The sequence below is a fragment of the Sinobaca sp. SA16-1 genome, assembly GCF_059510515.1.
Window position 1 is genome coordinate 425,429 of the sequence record NZ_JCAKFL010000002.1, and the last position, 23,648, is coordinate 449,076.

The window sequence follows — 23,648 nt, forward strand, 5'->3', positions numbered from 1 at the left end:
ATTCCGCTAAAAGACCTTCCTCTAAAAGTAAGAAGAAGGTCTGCGATTTATAAGAGCACCTCTTCTTATCTCTCGGGCATCTTCTGCCCGGCGGATTTAGCACCTGACCTGTATAGGCTGGTTGCTGAGACTTCATAGGGCCTGATCCCTCCGTCTCTCTGGATAAGAAAGCTTTATTTATATAGTTGTGTAGTAAAACCTTACAAGATTAACGATCGAAATGCAATCAAATTGTGTGAATTTGTTGAATTTATTCAGGAGCCGTGTCTACATATAAATGGCTGCTGTTGCCGCAGATACAGCGGACAAAACCAGTCTGTACCGTTCCGTCTTCTTTTCTGCTGCCCTTTAAAACGAATTTCTCCCCGCACTGCGGGCATCGTATGACGACGCGATATCGCTTTTCCTCTATCATAGGCCGTCTATTCTCCTTCCATCTGCTCAAACCTTTTTCCGGTTTCCTGTCTTCTTACAGCTGTCCACCATAAAAGAAACCCTAAAGGCAGCATGGGGTAGACTATGTACTGCCGGTCGATTAATAATAGCAAATCGTACGTGCCGTGTAAAACGAACGGGACCGTCAGACCTAAAAACAAAAACATTTTTCTTACAGTACCTTTCAAAAAAGACGCTTTCCCTATATAATATCCCATAGTACAGGCAAACAGAGCATGACTGGCTACCGGCAGAAACGCCCTTCCAAACGCTATATCCACGCCATACGCTGCAAGGTAAAGAATGTTTTCTGCTGCGGCAAAACCGAGTCCTACAGCAAGCGCATAAAGTGTCGTATCATAAATGGAACGAACACGGATAAAAGGAATAACGGCGGCGCATAGAATAAACCATTTAAAAAATTCCTCGAGCAGCCCGGCATATAAAAAGGCCTGAAAGAAAACCGAAGCCTCCGTTCGTGTCTCTTCTGTAAGCGCATATTGTACGGTTACAATAGGAAACACGAGCAGCATGCCGATGAGAAAAGCACGGGCCGTTTTATAGAAAGAACGGGACGCGGTTTCCTGGGTTAAATAGTAGTAGCTTAGAAATGCAATCGAAGGCGCAAGGGCCGCAGTTATGATAGCAAACACTCACGCATCCGTCCTTTCCTGCTCTGTAATTGACCGATTAACCATAAATAGAAAAGAGGTACTGTCATGAAGCGGATTTTAACCATACATACCGGAGGCACGATCTCCATGAAAGAAGACAAACAGACTGGAAGTGTAGCACCCGGCGAAAAAAACCCGCTGGATCAGTGGCATGAAGAAGCAAAACAGGTGGCTGATATTACTGTTATCCCTTTCTTTCATCTTCCTTCACCACATATCACTCCGGAAAATATGTTTGAACTGTCGTCTTTTATTAATGAAAAACTGGCTGACCACTTATATGATGGGATTGTTATTACGCACGGAACGGACACGCTTGAAGAAACCGCCTACTTTCTCGATCTTCTTCACCAGTCCCCAATCCCCATTATTCTGACAGGTGCTATGCGTTCAAGCAATGAATTAGGGGCAGACGGCCCTTACAATTTTCTTGCTGCGATAAGAACAGCTTCTTCAGAACAGGCCAGAGGTAAGGGGGTGCTCGTTGTTATGAATGATGAAGTTCACTCTGCAATCAACGTAACGAAAACACACTCTTCCAATGTGGCTACATTCCAAAGTCCTCAATTTGGCCCAATCGGGCTCGTCACGAGGCGCGGAATCCTTTTTCATCACACCCCCTCCGCCAGAGAGCAGTTTTCTATCTCCTCTTTAACGAAAAAGGTGTTTCTGCTTAAGGCATACGCCGGCATGGAAAGAGAAACAATCGATTTGCTTGAATCTGCCTCCCCTTCCGGACTTGTGCTAGAAGCATTCGGCCAGGGTAACGTACCGCCGGCTATCGTGCCGGCAATAGAAGCGCTTATAGCAAGAAATATTCCCGTAGTTTTAGTATCAAGGTGTTACAGCGGCATCGTCCAGGCTACCTATGAGTATGTCGGCGGAGGCATGCAGCTTAAACAGAAGGGAGTTATCTTCTCAAACGGGTTAAACGGCCAGAAAGCGCGGCTTAAATTAATGATTGCCCTCGAAGCAGGAATCACCGGAACGGATCTTACCGATACATTTGAAAGCTGGCCGTCATAATGACGAAGGCCAGCTTTCTTTTTCTTTAATATGGGAGGCAATCTGTGCGCCGTGCCATCTGCCGTTTTCAATAAAAATTTCGTTTGCATTATCCCCGGCTGCTATAACGCCGGCAATATACAGACCCGCAACGTTTGTTTCCATCGTCTCCTGGTCGAAAAAAGGCCGTCCTGCCTCTCCGTTAAGAACCCCCGCCTTTTCAAGAAATGAATGATCCGGGTGGTAGCCCGTCATCGCAAACACAAAATCTGCTGGAAGCCGCTGCTTTCGTCCGTATTGTATATACTCCACGGCTTCTTCTGAAATAGCCGTTACGTCCGCTTCAGAGAGAAGATTAATTTTCCCCTGCCTGACAAGCGAATCGAAATCCGGAAGAATCCATGGTTTCACGTGCTCGGAAAAGGAACTGCCCCGATACAGAACGGTTACAAAAGCTCCTGCTTTTTCAAGCGCCAGCGCTGCATCAACGGCAGAATTTTTTCCGCCTATTACAGCAACATTCCGATGAAAATATGGATGGGCTTCTTTAAAGTAATGGGAAACATGCGGGAGGCTGCCTCCCTCAATTTCCAGTTTGTTCGGCTGCCCGTAATAGCCGGTTGCAATAATAACGTAATCCGGCCTGTACTGTTTTTGTATACCGTTCATAGTGTATGACGACACGAGAAAGCCCTCGGGTTTCTTTTCAATCGAATGCACGGTTTCATACGAATGAATGCGGAGGTTTTCCTGCTCTACTACGCGCTTGTAATACACCAAAGCTTCCTGTCGTGTCGGCTTTCGGTTAATGGATGTAAAGGGAATATTTCCCACTTCCAGCCTTTCGCTGGAGCTGAAAAAAACCTGGTGCACCGGATATTGGTAAATAGCGTCGACAATATTCCGTTTCTCAATGATAATCGCATCTATACCTTTGCGCTTCAGCTCAATCGCAGCTGCTATTCCACATGGTCCTGCTCCTACAATCACTACTGTTTCTCTGCTCATATACTGCACCCTTTTAATTCTTTTTGTTTTCCATTTTCCTATTCAATACGTTGCTGATCCATTTATCCCAGTCAGCTGCATTCGAACCGACCAGAAAACGGCTGTATTTCTGCACCTTGTCTACATCCATATACTGAACGGCATGCCCCCCCATTCCAATATTCAAATGAGGATGCTGTTCCTCCAGTTCCGTAATAAATGCGAGCGACGTTTCCAGGTTTTCCAGCAGCGTACAGGAGGTAAAGAAAATGCTGCTGTCTATTTCATCCATGACCTGTATTAGATCTTCTTCCGGAATGCCAACGCCTAAATAAATGACTTCAAACCCTTTGCGTTTTAAATACAACGTGAAAAAAAGCAGGCCGAGTTCATGGTTTTCGTTTGGGCCTGCCGCCGTTACGATTTTAGGTAGAAATCCTTTCACGTTATAGGAGTGCATGATACTTCCGATCTTCGTACGGAGAAAAGAAGTAATGTAATGCTCATGGGCAATGGTAATTTGGTCCGTTTCCCACAAGGTACCTACTTTTACTAAAAGGGTTCCTAATATATCTGTCGTTACTTTCTCCAATGTAAACATCGAAAAAGCTTTATTCAGCGTCTCCTGGGCATCGGCCTCTCTAAAACGCAGCAAATGTCCGAGAATTTCTTCTGCGAGTGCATACGTATGGTCTACTTCCATTGGATGAACGGCCATACTGTCTATTTCTTCGAATTTATCCAAAAGACCTACCGCCTGGCTGACAGTAAACCCGCTGTTCGTTTTATCAAGAATCCATTTGAGAACTGCAGCATCTTTTTCCGTATACAGCCGGTGCCCTGCTGAATTTCTATGCGGATGAACAATATTATATCTTCTTTCCCAGGCACGAAGCGTGCCCGCCTGGATACCTAGCATGTTGGAAATAGCCTTTATGTTATATTTGCCTTCCATAGGTTCCATTTCTTTTCCCCCCGCGCCTCTTTATTTCAATCCCCTGCAGATACCAAAGTAATAAAATGAGCTTCTGCCCTTGCTCCAAAACGGAGCGGCAGAAGTGTCGTTCCGTATCCATTGCTTACCAGATAAGTTAAACGGCCGGTCTGCTTCCACCCTCCGGGAGTGCGTAATCCCCACGGGCCTAGACGAATCTGTCCTCCGTGGGAATGGCCGGTAAGCATAAAATAAGCATCCGACCGGGACGCGGCCTCTAAAGCCGTATCCGGATAGTGCGAAACCAATATTTCAGCTTTTGTCCAGCTGCTGTCTGCTCCGCGGATGGTTTCATCAAAACCGGCAATAGACAATTCCCGGCCCTGAAGCTTCCATGAGTACATATTTCCAGCGAGAATCTCTATTTGATGGGATATTAAAAGACTTTCCAGTTCCAAAGCCCGTTCTTCTTTATCGTGATTGCCCCATACAAACAAAATGGGTTTTCCTTTTTGCAGTTGACGCAGATTATATTGTGTCCTGGCGAAAGGCACGCCTTTTTCTCTAATGTCTCCGCCTATTATAATCATATCCGCTTTTGCGTTTACCTGCCTGCTTAAAGACTTGGATATTTTTCTTCTATGTATGTCAGAAATAAAAAAGATAGTTTTTCCTGAAAATTGTTCAGGAAGCTCCTTTATAAAAAACTGTTCCTGCTTTACAACAGCCCGGTGGGCAGTAAAAATCATATACAACAGTAAACCTGCTGCTGCTGAGAAAACCGCGATTATCCATTTCATTATATCGTCCTTTTACCGGTAATTTATCTATTCATATATTCCCCCTATCTTACTATCATAAACCAGCGCCGGCTTGTTCAACTCATGAACGGATTGTGTCTATTTGCTGTAGAAACCCTGTACCGGACTGTTTTTCGTTATACTGGATATAACGCATGAACAGAAAGGAGATCTATTATGGATTTTGCTGTATTTCTTATAGGTACGCTGATGTTTGGAGCAGGTTTTGTACTGCTGCTGTTTTTTCTGGCTAAAAAAATCTCGCTCCTCATTCCATTTATTTTGATGGGAGCGGGTGTGATTATCTGTTTTGTCGGCCTCATTCTATCTTCCCCTCTGACTGACCAGGACCGCAGTGCATCGTTAACAGAATATTCCGGTGCACCTGAAGTCTTCAGCCTTAAAGGTTAATGATCAATGCTGCACTCACTACAATAAGGAACACAATGCCTAAAAAAATAATAAACAACAGGTGTGTCATCGTGACCGGCGCATTTTCTTCTTTTTCCTGTTTGCGTGCAGCCATTCTTCGAACCGGTGCTTGTTCAGGCTGCATGTCATAATTCTGGTTGTTTTTTTCCTGTTGTTTCCATTCTCTTTTCAAACGGGCTTTTTCTTTTTTCCTTTTTATTTTTTTTCTGTGCTTTTCTTCTTCTGCCTGTTTTCTCTGCTCCTGCTTTTTCCTTTCTTCTTCCATTCGTTCCAATCTTTTTTTCTCCGTTCGTTTACCAGGCCTCTCTTCCATCATTAGTCCTTCTCTCCTTTTTCACTCCCGGGGTCAGCAGCTATCAACAGTTCTTTCAGCCTTTTTCTCCAGGAGAGTTCAAATATTTCATTTTTTTTCCTGCTTTGATGGGAACCGGGAGCCACCCAGTCGGCACTGCATAAATCGCAGCATTGTTCGGGCTTCTCTTTTAGTACTTCTCCAAAGTAGTGAAGCAGAGCTATGCGTCGGCAGGTCGATTCCTGCAGCCATCTCTCCATGCTGTGCAGCTTCTGCTGCTTCCATACCGTGCGCCGCTCTTTCACTTCTTTTATTTTATTCGGCAGTGAACCGCTGGACTCCTTTTTCCATTCCCGGTAATAATGCAGGAAAAAGCGCAGATGATTCTCCTCCCAGCCGCGATTTTGGGCAAGCTCTGCCCACCGGCTTTCCGGTGCCTCCGGATCAGCCAGAACATGGGACACGAGCCAGTCTATTTCTCCTTCTGCAGGAAACTCCATCTCAATAAAAAAACGCGGCAGGTAAATATCATCCTCTTTATATAATAAAAGAGCGCTGCTTTTTTTTCCATCTCTTCCAGCCCGTCCAATTTCCTGAACATAAGACTCAAGATCTTTTGGGTAATGATAATGAATAATGTACCTGACGTCGGGCTTGTTTATACCCATGCCAAACGCATTCGTGCAGCATACAACGTCCAGCTCGTCCTGAAGAAACTGCTGCTGTACGAGAATTCTATCCTCCTGAAGCATTCCACCATGATAGGCTGATACACGTTTATTCGTATGGGCGGTAATAAATTCACTCATCTGCTCTGCTGCAGTCCGGCTGGAGAAATAAATCATGCCGGGATCCGGTGACCGTCTCACCACCTGCAGAAGTTCTTCATTTTTTTCTTCATCGGAGCTCGTTTTTTTTACATGAATCGATATATTCGGGCGATTGGTTGATTCTTTTACGACGAGCGACTCTTTCATTTCCAGCTGCCGGACGATATCTTCCTGCACTTCGGGGGCTGCCGTTGCCGTAACCGCGAGTACCGGCGGGCTCCCCATTTCTTTCCGGGTTTCTTTAATTTTCAGATAGTCTGTTCTAAACTCATGTCCCCACTGGGAAATACAGTGTGCTTCATCCACCGCAAGCAGTGATACAGCCACAGAACCGAGTGCCCGCTTTACTTTATCAAGCTGCAGGCTCTCTGGTGAAATAAACAATATTTTTAATTCAGGCAGTTTTCTCAATACGTCTTCTTTTTCGGAATAGGTTAAGAAACTGTTGTACATATCCACCTGCTTCATTTGCTTTTGCTGCATTTCCTGCATTTGGTTTTCCATTAAGGAAAGCAGCGGCGAAATAACAACGGTAAGGCCGGACTGAAGATAAGCCGGCAGTTGATAGCAGACGGATTTGCCTGAGCCGGTCGCCATAACCGCAAGTACGTCCTCTTTTTGAAGCAGGGAACGGATAATCGTTTCCTGGCTGTTTCGAAACGACGTATAGCCAAAGTATGTTTTTAATTCATGTTGAAGATTCATCTGTCTTCCCTCCATAAAAGGCAAGCGTTAATCGTATATGAAAATAAGTAACATCATCAGGTAACTGCTCTTTAAGTTCTTTCATCTTTCTCGTCCGCCGGCTCTCGGATACTGCTTTAATTTTCTCCGCGTAGGCAGCCGGCACATAATCATCCAGCGGAAATGAACTGCTTTCCGAAGCAATTTCAATAATATGATCTTCAATCGTGCTTTGTTTTAAACGCCGAAGCTGACTGACTTTATCGAAAGACCAGCCTTCATCGAGAAGCCGCTTTGTTTCTGCTGCTGTTTTCGTCAGCCGGATCGAAGAGTCAACAGATGGAAGCATGCCTGCCAGAAGCGGAAAAGAAGGTGAATTCTGCTGAAGTACTTCTATTATATAGTGAAGAATTCCGTTGAACCTATAGATTATTTCTTCTTCTTCCTGTTCCAATGCTTTAGCTATCTGCGAAAATGTCAGTCCCGTCCTGGCAGAACCGCCCAGCTTGTTTACTAAAATGGCAGCCTCCTGCTCGTCGGCTCTGCTCAGCAGTCTGTCCAATTCATGAAAGAGGGCCGCCGCCAGTTTTCTTTTTGCTTCCTTTCCCGTCGGCCATATCCGCTTAAGCCAGCGTAGAACAGCTTTTTCTTTAGTCACAGGGATAAAATGCCCCGAACCGGCCATGGAAAAAGACAAACACTGGACAAGCAGGGCCAGTCGGTTCCAGAAAATTTCAGCTGCAGCTCCATATTTCCATTGATTATATAATACCGGGCGCGAATATACAGACCAAAAGGCTTCGTCTATTTCTTTTGCCTCGGCTGATGTTTTGATAAAATCAGCAGAGACGAGCAGAAGATGGTTTTTCTGCATGTGAGAAATATCGTTTTGAAACATTTCCATCGAAAGTTTAGGGAACACTCCGTACCATTCAGTCAATCCGTACCATTTCATATCCTGAATGGACTGAGAGCTTTTCTTGCCAGTTAGTATATGATAAACTGCCCCCGGCGTTCTGTCGCCTTCGAGTTTTAATAACACGTGCAAAATGAGACGCCGCCGGAAATTCCATTCCATTCGCAGGTTTCCCCCTTGTTATCGCATGATTCCCCTGCGGGATTTCAGAAAATTAACGTCTTTAACTGTTGAAAAGTTTACCATGAAAGAATACAATATGAAATAGACGTTTGGGTTCTCCAGAAGAGCCCTGTTATAATGTTCACCTGATTAAATGAAGTAGGAGGTTATCGAAAATGGCTAAGTTTACAATCGTTGATAAAGATACATGCATCGCCTGCGGCGCCTGTGGTGCTGCTGCTCCCGATATTTATGACTATGACGATGAAGGTCTGGCGGAAGTAATCCTTGACGACAATAAAGGAATTACAGCAGTCCCTGAAGATCTTGAAGAAGATATGCTCGACGCATTTGAAGGCTGTCCGACCGATTCTATTAAAATCGCGGATGAAACCTTTGACGGCGATGCGCTTAAATTCGAATAAATGTTTGAATCCCTGTGAATAAGCAGGGATTTTTCCATTTGTACCGGCTTTACTCCTTATAGGCGAAATTGACACCTTTGTGAAGGTATGATACATTGCAATCATCTAAAAAGACAAATGTCCTTTTGAAGAGAACACCTGACTCCTGCAATGAGGGTAGTATCACGAAAGCTTCTGCCTCTCACGATGATTTCGTGCGGGCGGAAGCTTTCTATATATATTTAGAGAAAATAGATTGAGGGAGAGTGGAGAGCACTATGATACAACATTCTACAACGGAAGATCAGCAGTCATCATCTGTCAAAGGACATTACCGCATTCTGGTTTCTGATGCGATGAGCAGTGAAGGGCTGGCCCCTTTACTGGAAAACAATCAGGTGGACTGCGTACAGCAGACCATTGAAGATACATCTGATCTACACAGCTATGACGCTTTGCTGGTCCGCAGCAGTACAACCGTAACAGCAGAATTAATGGACCAGATGACAAATTTAAAAATTGTAGCCCGTGCCGGTGTCGGTGTCGATAACATCGAAATTGAAGAAGCTACAAAGCGCGGTATTGTCGTTGTCAACGCCCCGGATGGCAACACGATTTCTACAGCTGAACATACCTTTGCAATGATTATTGCACTTGCCCGGAAAATCCCTCAGGCAAATGCTTCTATAAAAAACAAGAAATGGGATAGAAAATCATTTCAAGGCTCGGAGCTCAGAGGAAAAACGCTCGGTATTATCGGATTCGGCCGTATCGGTTCGGAACTATCCAAACGTGCCCACAGTTTTGATATTAATGTGCTCGTTTACGATCCATTTCTTACGAAAGAACGCGCTGATAAAATGGGTGTAGAGCTAGCAGACCTGGATACCATTCTCCGTGCATCTGACATTCTTACCGTACACACTCCTCTTACGAAAGATACAAAAGGACTTCTTGGCGAAGAAAATATTAAAAAAACAAAACCCGGCGTATTTCTTATTAACTGCGCACGCGGCGGCATCATAGATGAAAAAGCTCTTTACAACAACCTCGAAAGCGGCCATGTAGCAGGTGCGGCTCTGGATGTATTTGAAGAAGAACCGGCTAATGAAAATCCACTTCTCGCATTTGATCAGGTTGTAGCTACACCGCATATTGCAGCCAGCACAAAAGAAGCCCAGCTGAATGTAGCCTCCCAGGTATCAGAAGAAGTGCTGCAGTTTTTGAACGGCATGCCGGCATTAAATTCCATCAACCTGCCGACCATGTCCAAGGAAATTTTCGATACGCTGCAGCCTTACTATGAGCTGACAAGAAAAATGGGAAATATCCTTTCCCAAAGCATGAAAACACCTGTTCAGGACATTGACGTACATTACAGCGGTGAAGTCACTGAACTTGAAACGAGCGTTCTGACAAGATCTCTGATCGCCGGATTTCTCAGCTCCCGCGTCGACGCTCCTGTAAATGATGTAAATGCAACCATCATTGCCAAAGAACGCGGTATCACGTATGGTGAAAAGCACCGCTCCGATGAGTCCGGTTATTCCAATCTAATTAAAGCGACGGTAAAAGGCGAAGGAAAGAAATTCTCCATTTATGGAACGTACGTTAAAGCATACGGTCCCCGTATTGTCCGCATTAACGACTTTAACGTTGACTTTTATCCAACCGGCCACTTAATTTATATTCAGCATACCGACCGTCCCGGCGTTATTGGGAAAATGGGACAGCTGCTTGGGAAGCACAACGTAAACATTGCTACCATGCAGGTGGGCCGCCGCCAGGAAGGTGGAGAGGCTATTATGATGCTTGCAGTCGATAAAGAGCCTAACCAGAATGTACTGGATGACTTAACGTCCATTGAAGAAATTATCATGGCAGATAAAATAGAAGTATAATAAGCAAAAAAAAGCAGGGGCCGCCGCCTCTGCTTTTTTATCTTGTTCAGGTTTATTATAGACTATACACAGCTACTGCTTTTTCTTACGGGAACCCTTGAACACGATCGCACTTCTTTCGTATTCAATATCTGCTACTTTTTCTCTTGCATTGACTACCCGCGCAGCTGCAAAGAAATAATCAGACAGACGATTTAAATACTTAAACACATGTTCATTAATAGGCTCTTCTTTCATAAGCGACGCTGTAAGCCGTTCGGCTCTTCTCGTAACGGTGCGGAGAATATGCATTTCTGCTGCTGCAATTGAACCACCCGGCAGAATAAACCGCTGCAGCTCCGGTGCCTGTGGAATGTATTCGTCAATATGTTCTTCAAGGGCAGTGACCATTTCCGGCGTCACTTTAAATTCTGCATCTTCTTTCACATTGGCCAGGTCGCTTCCGCAGTCAAATAATTCATGCTGAATACGGATCAATTCACTTTTCATATCCGGAAACAGCTCATCGTCGAGCAGAGCAATCGCACGTCCTACAAATGAATTTAGTTCGTCGCAGGTGCCGTATGCTTCCACCCGAATATGGTCTTTATCCCGGCGTCCTCCAATAATACCTGTTTTTCCTTTATCTCCGCTTCTCGTATATAGCTTCATTTTATCTCATCCTTTCCATTTTACAGGCAGGCCGTACCAAACTTCATACACCTGCGCTGCTTCTGTCATGAATCGTTGATACCATAATCCTACCGCATCACGAAGCTGTCTGTCTTTTTTTTCAACTGGAACGATTCCTTTGTTTAAATCTGTTCCAATCACCACCAGTTTTCGACCGGGATAGCTATTTTCCCATTTTATCAGGGTGCCATACCAGATATAAAAGGTCTCCGGTTCATCCAAATATCTCTTTACAGCTTCATCAAATGCTTCGATAACTACTACCCCTGTGTATTCATCTGGAAGATCGCAGTCTGACACGTCTGTCTCGTAAAAAGAATACCAGGCCCGTATCGGTTCTTCTTGATAATGTCGATACGCCCATTCTTTTTTTCCGTTCGCTGTGCCGCCTAAAATAAAATCCACTTCTTTTCACCTTCCCTATATGATTACTGCTATAACAGCGGCAGTCCACCAGAGCAGAACTTCCGTTCCTTCCAGGGCAGCTCCTGCTGTGTCCCCATTCACGCCTCCAAGCTTCCGGACAAAAAAACGGTACAGTGCTGCTGTGCATAGGATAGTAACAGCTGCAAGACTTAGAGTAAAAGCAATCGAGAAGTAAAAAGCAGGCAGCAGAGATAACAAAGTGATACCGACGAGCCAGCGCATATCCGACGGTTTCCTGCCCTCTTGAAAAGAAGCTGCCAGCCCTACAGCAGACAACAGTGCTCCCCGGCTGACTACGACCGCCATTCCAGCCCGCGACAGCACGGGAACAGCAAATAAAGCTGCATAAAATAACGGGAGCGAAGTGTCGAGCATAACAACAATGGCCGTGAATTTTCCAGCCAATAGTAAAATAGTTGTCCATACAGCCCCGGAACCGACTAAAGGATCTTTCATTACGGCCAGTTTTTCTTCCCGCGGTTTCCAGGAAAGAACCGCATCGCTCACATCCATCCACCCATCCAGATGAAGCCCGCCTGACACGATGACAAAAGATGCGAGCACGAGAAAGCCTGCAGCATAAATGGGGAGGCCTATGCTTAACAGCCCTGTTCCCACAGCGGCAGCGATAACGGCAGCAAGGGTCCCGCATACCGGAAAGCTGAGCAGGGCCCGGCGCATCGCTGCAGGAGTCCATTCTACGGAACGGGTAACTGGAAATACGGTTAAAAAACCTACAGCCAGAAGCAGCCCCTCATACAGATGTCTTATATTTTTTGTCATCGGCTTTGTGTCTCCATTAACTCAATTAAATCATCTACGCTGATATGCTGTTCAAATGCAGCAGCAAGCTCGTCAAGGCGCTTATCTTTTTCTTTTTCATAGTAGACGGGCCCAAGCTGCGGCAGGCCTTTCTGCTTTCGCACCCGATTGAGCCAGCAGTTGCGCCATTCATCGTTATGAAACACATGATGAAGGTACGTGCCTGTTACTCTGCCTTCGTTACTTACAATTCCTTCCGGTCCACCGTCTTTATCAGAATAAAATAGCGGTACGTCCTCTGCCGAATATGTAATCGTAGAACGGCCGGTATGAATCTCATATCCATTAATAGGTTGATTGCTTCCTTGTGTACCGGTCCAGCGTTTAGTTGTTTTTTCTGCTTCAAACGACGTAACCACAGGCAGAATGCCAAGTCCTGCTGCGTTCATTCCGACTGTTCCGCTGTCATGGCCCCCGTCATCCATTAAGTTCTGTCCGAGCATCTGCAGGCCGCCGCAGATACCAACTGCTGTGCCTCCATTGGCAATATAACCCGTTAACAGACCAGCTGTCCCGTTTTTTTCCATATGATGCAGATCCAGAATCGTACTTCTTGTCCCAGGTATAATAACGGCATCCGGCTCACCAAAATCCTCGCCCGCATAGACGAAACGAATCGACACATCCGGTTCTGCTGTAAAAGGCTCGATGTCTGTATAGTTTGAAATATAAGGAAGCGCGATTACTGCGAGATCGATAGAGGATGCACCCGTTTTTTCACGGGTCAGGCGGCTGAGCGATAACGAATCTTCCCGCTCCATTTCAATATCGAGTTTAGGAAGCACGCCGAGTACTCGAGATACATGTTCTTCGATCCAGCTTACCCCGTCCGTAAACAAAGCCGGATCCCCGCGGAAGCGATTCACAATTACTCCTGCCAGCCTCTGCTGATGAGCATGCGGAAGCAGTTTCTCCGTTCCGTACAGCTGGGCAAACACGCCCCCCCGCTCTATATCCGCAACCAGAACAGCGGGTACCGCCGCCATTTCAGCTGTATACAAATTAGCTAAGTCCGTATCCATTAAATTGATTTCAGCCGGACTGCCGGCGCCTTCCATAATAATAAAATCATATTCCTCTTCCAGCCGTTTAAGTGACATTTGGATTGCCTCTTTTGCCTGCGGCATAAACTCTCTTCGATACTCACCGGCCTGCGGACTGCCCGAGGATACGCCGCGGATAATCACTTCTGCTGCACTTTCACTTCGCGGCTTGAGCAGAACTGGATTCATGTCCACTGTTGCTTCCGTTCTGCATGCTTCGGCCTGTAATCCCTGTGAACGGCCGATTTCCCGGCTTTCTGCAGTAATATATGAATTATTGGACATGTTCTGCCCTTTAAAAGGAGCAACGGATAACCCCCGGTTGGCCAGCGCTCTGCATAGTGCTGTCACGATGTAGCTTTTTCCGGCATCAGAGGTGGTTCCCCATACCATTAATCCTTTCATTGCCATTCTCCTTTCATGGGACGGAGGCATCCGTAATTAACGGTTCCAGCCAGATCTGCTTTTTCCACGAGCCGGCAGGACAGCCATCCCTGTATTTTCAGAAAATGCACCATATCCGGATGAACCGCAGGCTGATGACTGATATCACTGCTGACAATCAAAAGAGTCGCACTTTTTTTCTCGAGTGCAATGACAGCTTCCAGCATATGAGCTGGGCTCTTTCGCCCGTCCCATCTATCCGACACAAACATCTCATTTCCGAGCCAGGTCGTTAAGCAGTCCAGCAGCACATGATCTCCCGGGTTTATATGCTCCAGAGTCTGCTCCAGATCATATGGCTGTTCAATGGTAACCCACGGTATATGTGCGTTTTTTCTTGTCAGCTGGTGATCCCCAATACGCCTTTCCATCTCTGCATCCTGTGGATCTGCTGTGGCAAGGTACACTTTGCGCCCGTTGGCTCTTTCTTGAATATAACTTTCGGCAAATGACGTTTTTCCGCTTTTTGCTCCGCCTTCGATAAAAATTAACATTCCGTCAGGTCTTCCTTAAGCATATGCAGCAGCCGGTCATTATCCTGTTTTTGTTTAACAGCTATCCGGATATAACGGCCTTCAAGCCCTCGAAATGAATACGTATGGCGAAGCATAAACCCTTGTGCTGCGGCTCTTTTTAGTACCGGAAGCATAGAGCTCTGCCCGGAACGGCCTATTAAATAATAGTTCACCGTGCTCGGACTTACATAGTAACCTGCTTTTTTTAATAAAGGCAGCAGCCGTGAACGCTCTGCTTCTACAAATTGAGCTGTTTGTTCCCTGAAAAAGTCCAAGCCGGAAGCAAACCGCATCGCTTTTTCAGCAGTAGATCCGATGTTCCATGACGGCGTCCGCTCCTGCATTTTTTTAATAAAGGCCGGCGGAGCTACCGCATATCCAGCGCGGATTCCCGGCACCGCGTACATCTTGGTTAGAGACCGCAGGATAATAACGTACGGATTCGATTGATCAGCCGTCATACGGTATGTTACCGGATTTGTCTGAAAATCAAAAAATGCTTCATCAATAACAAGGTATATCCCGCGTTCTTCGCACGCTTGCATGACCGCAGCCATCGTTTTTCTGCTTTGAACGGTTCCGGTCGGATTGTTTGGATTGCAGAGCCAGACCGAACCTACACCGTCCAGTGCCCCTTTAAAAGCAGCCGAATCGATCTCCCAACCGTCCTCTTCCAATGTTAAAAAACTCTGCACCTCCCCCCCATAAGCCTGCAGAGCCTTTCGGTATTCAGAAAAAGTCGGTTCAATAATTATTGCCTTTTGATCTGCAAATAATGAAGCCGTGATATAAATTAATTCGGAAGCTCCGTTGCCCGGGTGAATAAAGGATGGTTCCACCTCGTTCCAGGCTGCCAGATCTTTGATCAGATCTGTATACTGATAATCCGGATAGTGGTGAATATCAGCGGCCCAGCCCGGCAGTTCTGCGAGCAGGGCTGGCGGAGCGCCCAATGGGTTCGTGTTCACGCTGAAATCTATTATGTTCTCCGGGGCAGACTGTTCTATTTTTTTCATAAAAGCAGCCGGCATTGCTCCATGTTCAGGCCAATCCAAGATAAATCACTCCTCCTATCCACGCTGCTGCAAGAAAAAGTATAATCGTCATATCCCATACGAACATACTTTCCTTAATTCTTTCCTTATTTAATGGGAGCGTTCCCACTCCTAAATAAGGTCGGTTCCTGACTGTACCGTGGTAGACAGCAGGTCCTCCCAGCTTAGTAAACAATACAGCTGACATTGCCGACTCTCCGAAACCTGCGTTTGGGCTTTCATGGAGCCGGGCATGGGCTGCCGTGTCTTTCCATGTTTTCAAAAGCGTCTGCCTTTTCAGCCATACTGAACCGAATCCCATAAGAAAAGCAGTCAGGCGGGCGGGCAGTAAATTTAGCAGATCATCTGTTTTTGCAGCGCCAAAGCCAAAAGAAGCATGCTTTTCCGTTTTATAGCCAATCATTGCATCAGCTGTATTAAAAAAGCGGTAGCAGACCGCAAGAGGCGCTCCTCCGAGAAGTGCATAAAAAAGCGGTGCCGTTACACTATCCGAAGCATTTTCTCCTGTACTCTCCACGACGGAACGGGAAATCTGCTGTTCTGTCATAGCCGATGTATCCCTGGACACGATATAAGACGTTAAAAGTCTCGCTTTTTCCAGGTGTCCATTGGCTAATTCCTGGTGAATATCTGCAGCCGAGCGCTTCATACTGCGACCGCCGATCATCAGCCAGATAATTACAGCTTCTACTACAATACCCGCAGCCGGTGCCAGAGCATAAAACAGGCTGATGAAACCAAATGCCGCCCCGGTTAAACCTAAAGCAGCTGCGTAAACGAGTACAAGGCCTTTAATCTGTTTGGCCCGTTCTGACCCTCTATTTCCCTGCCTATCCAGAAAATGAAGGATGTTTCCCATGAGGATAACCGGATGCCAGCCTTTATGAGGGTCGCCAAACAGCTGATCAAGCAGATACGCAGCAGTCACTGCGGTCAGATGAAAGATTAGTATCATGATTTTAAAGCCTCTTTCTTTTAGTTCCTATTTTTCCAATGCATGATACACACTGTCGTATACAGCTTTTGCCACATGCCTGCCCAGCACAGTAGCCGTGCCGCCATAAGGGTGATGCATCCCTTTCTGCGTAGCAGCTACCATCAGGCTGTCTGTCGACGTTCCAGTCGCTGCAGTGCCCGTTACCTGGTCTTTAATATTCCGGTCCATAAGCGCTCTTGTTTTTGCTTCGGTAGCTGTCATCATAACCTGGGCAAATGCCGCTTCCGGCAGCCAACCGTCTACAAATATCCAAATATTTATTGTGCCTATCTCCATTTGAATATGCTGTTCGTAAGCCCTGGAGGCATCAAGGGCATTGGAAACACCCGCTGTTGCCATCACCCAGACATCAGCGCCTTCTATCGTTCTTCTTGTATCTCTGCCGTTTTCCAGCCTGGCTGCTGTCATCATCCCCACCGCTTCATCCGGATCAATCAGCTGTTTTTTCATATAATCGATATATTCCTGCTTCGCATCATCAATATTATAATCAAGCGCTACGTGACGGTTCACGAACACTTTGTGCCAGCCGAACCCCTCTCCAATAATTGAAGAAGAGAACGTTTTCCAGTAGTCCTCAGATGTTATCTGCACAAGTTCCAGACTTCGCTGGACGTTCATCCGGTCGATAGCAGCTTCTTCTTTATCTTTAGCAGCTCTTGGGGTTAACGTAATTAACGGGCTCGGAACAGCCGGGTGGGCTTTTCGGTGAACCGAAGCCGAATATACCTGCTCAATTTTATCTTTTTTCAGAACAGCTCCCGGTTTACCTGTTCCCGCATCCCGACCTTCGTTAAGAAGCATCAGACGGTCACAAAACATCGCTGCCATATTCAAATCATGTAAAATAGCGACCACGGTTATTTTTCTCGCGCTTGTCCATTCCCGAAGGGTATTAAGCAGATTCATCTGATGGGAAATATCCAGATGATTTGTCGGCTCATCCAGAAGCAGAATCTGCGGCTCCTGGGCGAGGGCTCGTGCTAAGAGTACCCGCTGTTTTTCCCCGCCGCTTAGCGTTTCCATAGGAAGATCTGCAAATGGTTCTACTTTGGTTTCCTGCATCGCCTGTTCCACGATTCTTTTGTCTTCTGCCTTGGCATTGTTAAACCAGCCGCTCTGATGCGGATAGCGTCCGAGTTCCACAACCTGCCTGGCCGTATAGGAAAAAGTTGTTTCTGTATGCTGGGGAAGCACGGCGATTTTTTTGGCCAGATCTTTATTGGAAAAGGCTGAAAGCGGCCTGCCGTCTATTTCAATGGAGCCTGAATTGGTTTCCAGCCCGCGGTACATGCATTTAAGAAGAGTGGACTTTCCGCTGCCGTTCGGCCCAATAATACCAAAAATTTCATGCTCTTTTACAGCTAAGGAAATATCTTTAATAATATCTTCTCCACCGTACCCTGCCGTAAGCTGATGAACGTTAAACAGCATCTGTCTACCTCCTTTTTCCAATTTGTCTTGTCAGGCGCCGCTGCTGGAAAAGCAGCAGCCCAAAAACAGGAGCTCCTGCTACTGCTGTAATTACCCCGATCGGCAGTTCCGTCGGCGCAATAATCGTACGGGCCAACAGATCCGTCAGAGCCAGAAACCCGCCGCCGATAAGCATAGAGAGCGGCAGCAGATGACGGTGATCCGGTCCCCAGATCAGCCGGGTTAAATGAGGAATAACGAGTCCGACAAATCCAATCGTTCCGGACACAGCCACCGCGGATCCGGTAATAATCGACGCGGCAGCTAATATAGCCATCCGCCGGACTTTTGTATTTACGCCAAGTGTCTTCGCCGTCTCTTCTCCAAAAACGAGGGCGTTCAACTCTTTAGCATTCCATAATAAAATCAGGCACCCTACGATAAAGAAAGGCAGGACCAATCCTACGTACTCCCATCCTCTCATCGCTACACTTCCCATGAGCCAGCTGATAATCTGCCTGAGCTCATCTCCTGTTAAAGCAATCATTAACGAGATTAATGATCCTAAAAACGAGCTGAAAATAATGCCGGCTAAAATAATGGTCTCTGTAGAAAGGCTCCGTTCAATCGCTTTAACAAACCCAAGCAGCAGAAGCAGCGTTATCATTCCAAACAATACGCTTACTGCCGGCAGGGTGAAACGTCCCAGACCCGGAATGGAAAGCCCTAAAAACAACACGGTTACCGCTCCCAGGGAGGAACCTGAAGACACTCCGAGAGTGTAAGGATCGGCAAGCGGGTTTTTTAATAATCCTTGAAAGGCAGCGCCTGCAATTGCAAGCCCTGCCCCTACAAGTACCGCTAACAAAACTCTAGGCAGCCTTATTTCTTTAATAATATTAACAAATGTTGTATTAAGGTGAGGCGGAAAGTCCAGTCCGAGCGCCGTGCGCCCGATAATTTCGGCACTGGCTGCAAATGGCACCTGCACGCTTCCAACAGAAACCCCCACTACAATACTTGCTGCTAAAAAGACTAAAGCTGCAATGTATGCCGCTGGTTTATTGTTCTTCAGTGAAGACATCCGGATACACCACTTCTGCCATATGCTGCAGGCCATCTGTCAAACGTGGTCCCGGCCGGCTTACCAGATCACTTTCCAAATCATAAACTTCCTCATTTTCAATGGCAGGCACATTCGACCAGCCATCACGGTTTAAGATGTTTTCGGTGGAATTTTCCACTCTAAATCCGTATGTTGTAACAATAACATCCGGGTTCAGTGCAACAGCATCCTCTTCTGTATAAGGAACCCAGCCTTCTTCTTCGGCGGCTGCATTATCTGCCTGAATGATATCGAGCATTTCATCCATAAACGTATTTTGACCGGTAGTATAGATATTCGGCGGCGCGTCCACTTCTACCCAGACAGTTTTGCGGTCCTCTTCAGAAATCGCAGAGGCTGTTTCTTCAATAGACGCGACATCCTCTTCCATCGTCTCTACCATAGTATCTGCTTCTTCTTGTGTTCCTGTCGCCTGACCGATCATGTTGATCGTATCGTACGTCTCTTCAAATGATGTCGCATCATTTACTACGAGAATTTCCGCTCCGGCGTCTTCCAGCTGATTTAATCCTTCTTCTGCATTTTGAACAGCAGAAGAATCGGCCAAAATAAGATCCGGCTCAAGAGAAAGAACCGTTTCCACATCAAAATCAAGCCCGCCGACACTCTGCTTTTCCTGAGCTTCTTCCGGATACGTATCAAAATCGGTTACTCCGACGATTTGTTCTTCCAGTCCGAGAGCAAACGCAATTTCCGTATTACTTGGAAGCAGGCTGACAATATTTCCCGGCTTTTCTTCGATCGTCATTTCTTCTCCCGTGCCATCGGTTAAAGTGACGGGATACCCTTCCGACTGCTCGGTGCTTTCTTGTTCAGCACTTTCCTGCCCTTGTTCTTCTTCTGTTTCTCCGCCGCAGGCAGCGAGTGCAGCTGCCATTCCCGCCGTCATTGTTAATAAAAACGTTTTTTTCATGTCACATTCCCCCTTGAGTGGTATGTCCTAAAAATCCAGAAAATCAGGAGCCTATTATTGAGCTCTATGTAAGATAATAAGAAAAGCTCTTCCCTAAAGTGGGAAGAGCGGACATACGCCCCTGCTGCATGCAGCGGAAACGTTTTATATCCGGCATCCTCTTATCCCCGAGAGTGCAGCACCGATTACATATATGGCAGGTATCCTGACTTATGCCCAATTCAAAGATCCTTCCCGTTCTTACAGAACAGTGGAGTACTTCTTTGAAAGCTGCACTTACAGTGGCGGGACCGTACCGGCATTTCACCGGTTTCCCTTTTAACGGAAAGAGCATTCTTTCCGACCATATATATTCTATTCTATTCATTTATAAGGACAATCTTCTTTAGTATACATTATCGGTCCTAGATACACAGCAATTATCGGACAAATCCCTTATCCTTTTTTCCGGCAGATAAAAATCTGACGGGGAGATCTGCTCTGATCGTATTCTGCAGCATTGTAATCCCCAAAGAAATACACAGGCTCCAGCTGGTATCGTTCAAGCATACGCCGCAGCTGCTCTTCTTCATAAAGCTTGACCCGTTCCACGTAACGTCTCTCTGCTCCGTCTTCTTTAATCGTAATCTTCTTTTCCACATAATCTCTGCCGGCATGCCTTTCCTGGATAACCGTCATTCCATCTTTTTCCGATTCATCAAATGCAACAATATTTTCACGGATGTACGATGGATTCAAATAATCAAACAAGAACCATCCGCCGGGAAGTAAAGCATCCGCTGCTTTTTGGAACACGAGCTCGTTTTCTTCGTCTTCCAGAAAGTAACCGAAACTGGTAAACACGTTAAAGGCGGCCTCAAATTCCTGTTTGAGCTCAACGGTGCGGATGTCGGCACGCCTGTACTGCACCGGTAAATCATTTGTAAGGTCAATCGCCTTTTTTAAAAGTGCCGGAGAGAGATCAATCCCTGTCACATCGATTCCTTTTCTGCCCAGCCATCTGGCGTGCCTGCCGTTTCCACAGCATAAATCAACAGCCTTCATTCCTTTTTCCATTGGCATGTAGGACATGAGCGACTGCAGTTCTCCAGCCGCTTTTGTTTCATCCCGGTGATCGTATACTTTCAAATAATCTTCCTGAAAATGTTCCTCAAACCAGGCTTTCATTTTTTCCCCTCCTACAGTTCTTCATATTTTTCATTATCCGAAGGGATATAAAAACGAAAGGTCGTTCCCTCGTTCATTCTGCTCTGCGCAGCAATATAGCCGCCGTGTGCTTCTACAATATTCTTGGCGATAGCCAGACCGAGCCCGGTGCCCCCCTTGCTGCGTGTCCGCGCTTTGTCTGCTTTATAGAACCGCTCAAAAATAAATGGCAGGTCCTCTTCCGGTATTCCTGTCCCGTTATCAATAACGGCGGCTGATAAGCCGTCGGCGTCATTCGTCATTTCCAGAAGAACACGGCCTCCTGCTTCTGTATGCCGGATCGCATTATGGACGAGATTTGTTAATACTTGTTCTATTCGATCCGCATCAGCCAGAACAAATGCTTCCTCTCCTTTTACGGAAGACTCCAGCGTCAGCTCTGCTTCTGATGACAGTCCCTGAAACTTCTTTTCCATTTTTTCTGTTAACGTTTTAACATCCATCCACTCTTTTTCCAGATGAAGATAGCCTGCTTCCATCCTGGCCAGATCCAACAGTTCATTGACAAGACGTCCCATACGCAGCGACTCTTCATAAATAATCTGCCCGATTTCTTTTTTCTCTTCTTCTGTTGCAGCAATACCATCTACGATCGCTTCGCTGTAACCCTGCAGCATCGAAATCGGTGTTCTTAGTTCATGGGAAACATTCGCAATAAAGTCTTTGCGCAGTTTATCGTGCTGACGTTCCTCCGTCATATCACGGATAACCGCTACGGCACCCCTGACAAACGTTTCATCATATAAAGGCGTCATTAGTACAGCGTAGCTGCGTCCCTGAACATCGACCTCAGCGAGCTGCTCCTGTTCCATGCCGACCACCTGCTGAAATATTTTTTTCATTTCTTTCGGAAGAGGACTGGTTTTGCCCTCCTGCTGATTTTGATATTCAAGTGCTAAAAGAAATCGGTCTGCCGGCGGATTGGTCAGAACGACTGTACCTTTGCGGTCAATCGTAATTACTCCATCCGCCATGCTGAGCAGAATACGGCTGAGCTGCTCTTTTTCCTGATTGAGTTCCGTAATGTTTTGATTTAATTTCCGCCTCATCCGATTGAAGGCGTTACCAAGCTGGCCGATCTCATCATTGGAAATAACCGGCACTTTCGTTTCGAAATCACCTTTGACAACATCGAGTGCCAACTGCCTCATTTTCCGCAGCGGAGCCGTAATTCTTGTGGATAGAAAAAAAGTAAACACGGTCGTTAAAACGATGGCAATACCTGCCGACAGCAGAATAATCTGCTGCGTTTCGCCCGTAGTGTCTTCAATTACATTAAGCGACTGATATAAAAACAGCGAGCTTTCTTCCCCGTCGTTTGATACGAACGGCACGCCGACTACAAAGATTTCATCTTCTTCCTCTTCGCCGCTTCCAGAAAAGTCGCCATGCATTGTCACGTCTTCACGCTCATTGATCACGCCGGATAAGCGATTGTCTTCATAAAATCGTTCAACCGGCAGAAATATGTTGTTGGAATGGTCAATCTCCGGATACCAGGGCTCATCCTCTGTAATAACGAGCACCTGTGTGTTATACGATGCGGCCATACGTTCAATCAGCGGTCTTGTTGTTTCTTCCTCCTGCTCTTCGAGAATGCTTACCATCACATTCGCATGATTGGTCAGCTGCTCTTCTGCTTCGGAAATATGATACTGTTCAAAAAACTGCAAAAGCAGAAACGTCAGGATAAGAAGAACGACAAGCACTAACAATAAAATAGTCAGCCACAGTTTCCCAACTACGCTCCGCCACAGCATTAGTCTTTCGCTGCCTCGAATTTATAGCCTACCCCCCACACGGTTGAAATCATGTTCGCTGCTTCTTCGGAAATACGGCTTAATTTTTCACGAAGACGTTTTACATGCGTATCCACGGTGCGCAGATCACCGAAAAAGTCGTAGTTCCACACATCTTTTAACAGCTGCTCTCTGGAAAAGACTTTGTCCGGCGACTGAGCCAGGTACAGAAGAAGTTCGTATTCTTTTGGTGTAAGGCCCACCGCCTTTTCGTTCACCGTCACGCGGTGCGCATCGTTATCAATCGTAAGATGAGGAAATACCAGTATATTTTTCGCTTCCGTTTCCGTCTGCAGGAATTTTGTTGCTGAGGACCTGCGCAGAAGTGCTTTAATCCGCAGAATCACTTCCCGCGGGCTGAACGGTTTGACAATATAATCGTCCGCACCAATTTCAAAACCCTGCACCCGGTTGGCTTCTTCTCCTTTAGCGGTAAGCATAATAACCGGAGTCGCTTTTGTTTTTCTAAGCTCCTGACAGACTTCTTCCCCGTCCATGCCTGGAAGCATTAAATCCAAAAGGATCACATCGAATTCTTCGTTTAACGCTGTTTCCAGCGCCTCTTCCCCATTTTCAGCTTCCACTACGATAAATTCTTCTTTCTCTAAATACATTTTCAAAAGACGACGGATGCGGTCTTCGTCATCTACTACCAATACTCTTGTTTCCTGTGTCATATATTGCTGCCTCCTTATTGCCTTTTACTCGAACTCTCCTGCCTATTTTAGCACGATTCGCTCTATTCTCTCATCTCCCGCCAC

25 protein-coding genes and 2 riboswitches are annotated in these 23,648 nt (G+C 46.2%); of the genes, 4 read left to right on the forward strand and 21 right to left on the reverse strand.

Features of this window, described 5'->3' with window-relative positions; all coding sequences use genetic code 11:
* Positions 1-62: 62 nt before the first annotated feature.
* A riboswitch (SAM riboswitch) is annotated at positions 63-169 on the reverse strand.
* Between the two features lie 81 nt (positions 170-250).
* Both AC5W2J_RS06205 and AC5W2J_RS06210 read right to left on the reverse strand, forming a co-directional pair.
* Entirely contained in the window at positions 251-415 is a 165-nt protein-coding gene (locus AC5W2J_RS06205; protein WP_496058620.1) for a hypothetical protein, read from the reverse strand.
* 7 nt (positions 416-422) lie between these two features.
* Positions 423-1,088: a PrsW family glutamic-type intramembrane protease gene (locus AC5W2J_RS06210; protein WP_496058621.1), complete on the reverse strand. Its 666-nt coding sequence runs from the start codon at positions 1,086-1,088 to the stop codon at positions 423-425.
* A 66-nt stretch (positions 1,089-1,154) separates the two neighbouring features.
* Between AC5W2J_RS06210 and AC5W2J_RS06215 the strand changes: the two genes are divergently transcribed.
* Positions 1,155-2,135, forward strand: a complete 981-nt coding sequence (locus tag AC5W2J_RS06215) for an asparaginase (protein WP_496058622.1) — start codon at positions 1,155-1,157, stop codon at positions 2,133-2,135.
* On the opposite strand, the gene AC5W2J_RS06220 is transcribed toward AC5W2J_RS06215, so the two are convergent.
* From AC5W2J_RS06220 to AC5W2J_RS06230, 3 genes are read right to left on the reverse strand one after another with little or no spacing between them, the layout of a single operon-like run.
* Positions 2,130-3,122: a YpdA family putative bacillithiol disulfide reductase gene (locus AC5W2J_RS06220; RefSeq protein ID WP_496058623.1), complete on the reverse strand. Its 993-nt coding sequence runs from the start codon at positions 3,120-3,122 to the stop codon at positions 2,130-2,132. The genes AC5W2J_RS06215 and AC5W2J_RS06220 overlap by 6 nt on opposite strands.
* Positions 3,123-3,135: 13 nt before the next feature.
* Positions 3,136-4,065 carry a MerR family transcriptional regulator gene (locus tag AC5W2J_RS06225; RefSeq protein WP_496058624.1) on the reverse strand — a complete coding sequence of 310 codons (930 nt, stop codon included), beginning with the start codon at positions 4,063-4,065 and terminating at the stop codon, positions 3,136-3,138.
* A 26-nt stretch (positions 4,066-4,091) separates the two neighbouring features.
* Positions 4,092-4,835, reverse strand: coding sequence for a metallophosphoesterase (locus tag AC5W2J_RS06230; protein ID WP_496058625.1), 744 nt, complete (start codon positions 4,833-4,835; stop codon positions 4,092-4,094).
* A 177-nt stretch (positions 4,836-5,012) separates the two neighbouring features.
* Between AC5W2J_RS06230 and AC5W2J_RS06235 the strand changes: the two genes are divergently transcribed.
* A complete protein-coding gene (locus AC5W2J_RS06235) occupies positions 5,013-5,246 on the forward strand; it encodes a hypothetical protein (RefSeq protein WP_496058626.1) in 234 nt (77 codons plus the stop codon).
* Here AC5W2J_RS06235 and AC5W2J_RS06240 read toward each other — a convergent pair.
* From AC5W2J_RS06240 to AC5W2J_RS06250, 3 genes are read right to left on the reverse strand one after another with little or no spacing between them, the layout of a single operon-like run.
* Entirely contained in the window at positions 5,236-5,583 is a 348-nt protein-coding gene (locus AC5W2J_RS06240; RefSeq protein ID WP_496058627.1) for a hypothetical protein, read from the reverse strand. The genes AC5W2J_RS06235 and AC5W2J_RS06240 overlap by 11 nt on opposite strands.
* Positions 5,583-7,094: a RecQ family ATP-dependent DNA helicase gene (locus AC5W2J_RS06245; RefSeq protein WP_496058628.1), complete on the reverse strand. Its 1,512-nt coding sequence runs from the start codon at positions 7,092-7,094 to the stop codon at positions 5,583-5,585. Before AC5W2J_RS06245 ends, AC5W2J_RS06240 begins: the two co-directional genes overlap by 1 nt.
* Positions 7,078-8,151: a YpbB family protein gene (locus AC5W2J_RS06250; RefSeq protein WP_496058629.1), complete on the reverse strand. Its 1,074-nt coding sequence runs from the start codon at positions 8,149-8,151 to the stop codon at positions 7,078-7,080. The genes AC5W2J_RS06245 and AC5W2J_RS06250 overlap by 17 nt, the downstream gene beginning before the upstream one ends.
* 176 nt (positions 8,152-8,327) lie before the next feature.
* On the opposite strand from AC5W2J_RS06250, the gene AC5W2J_RS06255 reads away from it, so the two are divergent.
* Together AC5W2J_RS06255 and serA are read left to right on the forward strand one after the other, a co-directional pair.
* Positions 8,328-8,576, forward strand: a complete 249-nt coding sequence (locus AC5W2J_RS06255; RefSeq protein WP_496058630.1) for a ferredoxin — start codon at positions 8,328-8,330, stop codon at positions 8,574-8,576.
* A gap of 257 nt (positions 8,577-8,833) precedes the next feature.
* Positions 8,834-10,456, forward strand: a complete 1,623-nt coding sequence (gene serA, locus AC5W2J_RS06260; protein WP_496058631.1) for a phosphoglycerate dehydrogenase — start codon at positions 8,834-8,836, stop codon at positions 10,454-10,456.
* Positions 10,457-10,528: 72 nt separating this feature from the next.
* Here serA and AC5W2J_RS06265 read toward each other — a convergent pair whose 3' ends face one another.
* The 13 genes from AC5W2J_RS06265 to AC5W2J_RS06325 all read right to left on the reverse strand — a co-directional run bounded on the left by AC5W2J_RS06265 (position 10,529) and on the right by AC5W2J_RS06325 (position 23,564).
* Positions 10,529-11,107: a cob(I)yrinic acid a,c-diamide adenosyltransferase gene (locus tag AC5W2J_RS06265; protein WP_496058632.1), complete on the reverse strand. Its 579-nt coding sequence runs from the start codon at positions 11,105-11,107 to the stop codon at positions 10,529-10,531.
* A gap of 6 nt (positions 11,108-11,113) precedes the next feature.
* A complete protein-coding gene (locus AC5W2J_RS06270) occupies positions 11,114-11,533 on the reverse strand; it encodes a bifunctional adenosylcobinamide kinase/adenosylcobinamide-phosphate guanylyltransferase (RefSeq protein ID WP_496058633.1) in 420 nt (139 codons plus the stop codon).
* A gap of 15 nt (positions 11,534-11,548) precedes the next feature.
* Positions 11,549-12,337, reverse strand: a complete 789-nt coding sequence (locus AC5W2J_RS06275) for an adenosylcobinamide-GDP ribazoletransferase (RefSeq protein ID WP_496058634.1) — start codon at positions 12,335-12,337, stop codon at positions 11,549-11,551.
* Positions 12,334-13,824 carry a cobyric acid synthase gene (locus tag AC5W2J_RS06280; protein WP_496058635.1) on the reverse strand — a complete coding sequence of 497 codons (1,491 nt, stop codon included), beginning with the start codon at positions 13,822-13,824 and terminating at the stop codon, positions 12,334-12,336. The genes AC5W2J_RS06275 and AC5W2J_RS06280 overlap by 4 nt, the downstream gene beginning before the upstream one ends.
* Positions 13,821-14,357, reverse strand: a complete 537-nt coding sequence (locus tag AC5W2J_RS06285; protein WP_496058636.1) for a bifunctional adenosylcobinamide kinase/adenosylcobinamide-phosphate guanylyltransferase — start codon at positions 14,355-14,357, stop codon at positions 13,821-13,823. The genes AC5W2J_RS06280 and AC5W2J_RS06285 overlap by 4 nt, the downstream gene beginning before the upstream one ends.
* The gene (locus AC5W2J_RS06290) at positions 14,351-15,433 is read right to left on the reverse strand and encodes a pyridoxal phosphate-dependent aminotransferase (protein ID WP_496058637.1); all 1,083 of its coding nucleotides are present in this window, start codon (positions 15,431-15,433) and stop codon (positions 14,351-14,353) included. The genes AC5W2J_RS06285 and AC5W2J_RS06290 overlap by 7 nt, the downstream gene beginning before the upstream one ends.
* Positions 15,420-16,388 carry an adenosylcobinamide-phosphate synthase CbiB gene (cbiB, locus tag AC5W2J_RS06295; protein WP_496058638.1) on the reverse strand — a complete coding sequence of 323 codons (969 nt, stop codon included), beginning with the start codon at positions 16,386-16,388 and terminating at the stop codon, positions 15,420-15,422. The genes AC5W2J_RS06290 and cbiB overlap by 14 nt, the downstream gene beginning before the upstream one ends.
* Positions 16,389-16,415: 27 nt before the next feature.
* On the reverse strand, positions 16,416-17,864 hold the full coding sequence (locus AC5W2J_RS06300; RefSeq protein WP_496058639.1) for a heme ABC transporter ATP-binding protein: 1,449 nt from the start codon (positions 17,862-17,864) through the stop codon (positions 16,416-16,418).
* A gap of 4 nt (positions 17,865-17,868) precedes the next feature.
* On the reverse strand, positions 17,869-18,927 hold the full coding sequence (locus AC5W2J_RS06305; protein WP_496058640.1) for a FecCD family ABC transporter permease: 1,059 nt from the start codon (positions 18,925-18,927) through the stop codon (positions 17,869-17,871).
* Positions 18,905-19,882 carry an ABC transporter substrate-binding protein gene (locus AC5W2J_RS06310; RefSeq protein ID WP_496058641.1) on the reverse strand — a complete coding sequence of 326 codons (978 nt, stop codon included), beginning with the start codon at positions 19,880-19,882 and terminating at the stop codon, positions 18,905-18,907. Before AC5W2J_RS06310 ends, AC5W2J_RS06305 begins: the two co-directional genes overlap by 23 nt.
* Positions 19,883-20,060: 178 nt before the next feature.
* Positions 20,061-20,245, reverse strand: a riboswitch (cobalamin riboswitch).
* Positions 20,246-20,317: 72 nt separating this feature from the next.
* Positions 20,318-21,049, reverse strand: a complete 732-nt coding sequence (locus AC5W2J_RS06315) for a class I SAM-dependent methyltransferase (protein ID WP_496058642.1) — start codon at positions 21,047-21,049, stop codon at positions 20,318-20,320.
* A gap of 11 nt (positions 21,050-21,060) precedes the next feature.
* A complete protein-coding gene (locus tag AC5W2J_RS06320) occupies positions 21,061-22,848 on the reverse strand; it encodes an ATP-binding protein (RefSeq protein ID WP_496058643.1) in 1,788 nt (595 codons plus the stop codon).
* Positions 22,848-23,564: a response regulator transcription factor gene (locus AC5W2J_RS06325; RefSeq protein ID WP_496058644.1), complete on the reverse strand. Its 717-nt coding sequence runs from the start codon at positions 23,562-23,564 to the stop codon at positions 22,848-22,850. The genes AC5W2J_RS06320 and AC5W2J_RS06325 overlap by 1 nt, the downstream gene beginning before the upstream one ends.
* Positions 23,565-23,648 lie beyond the last annotated feature (84 nt).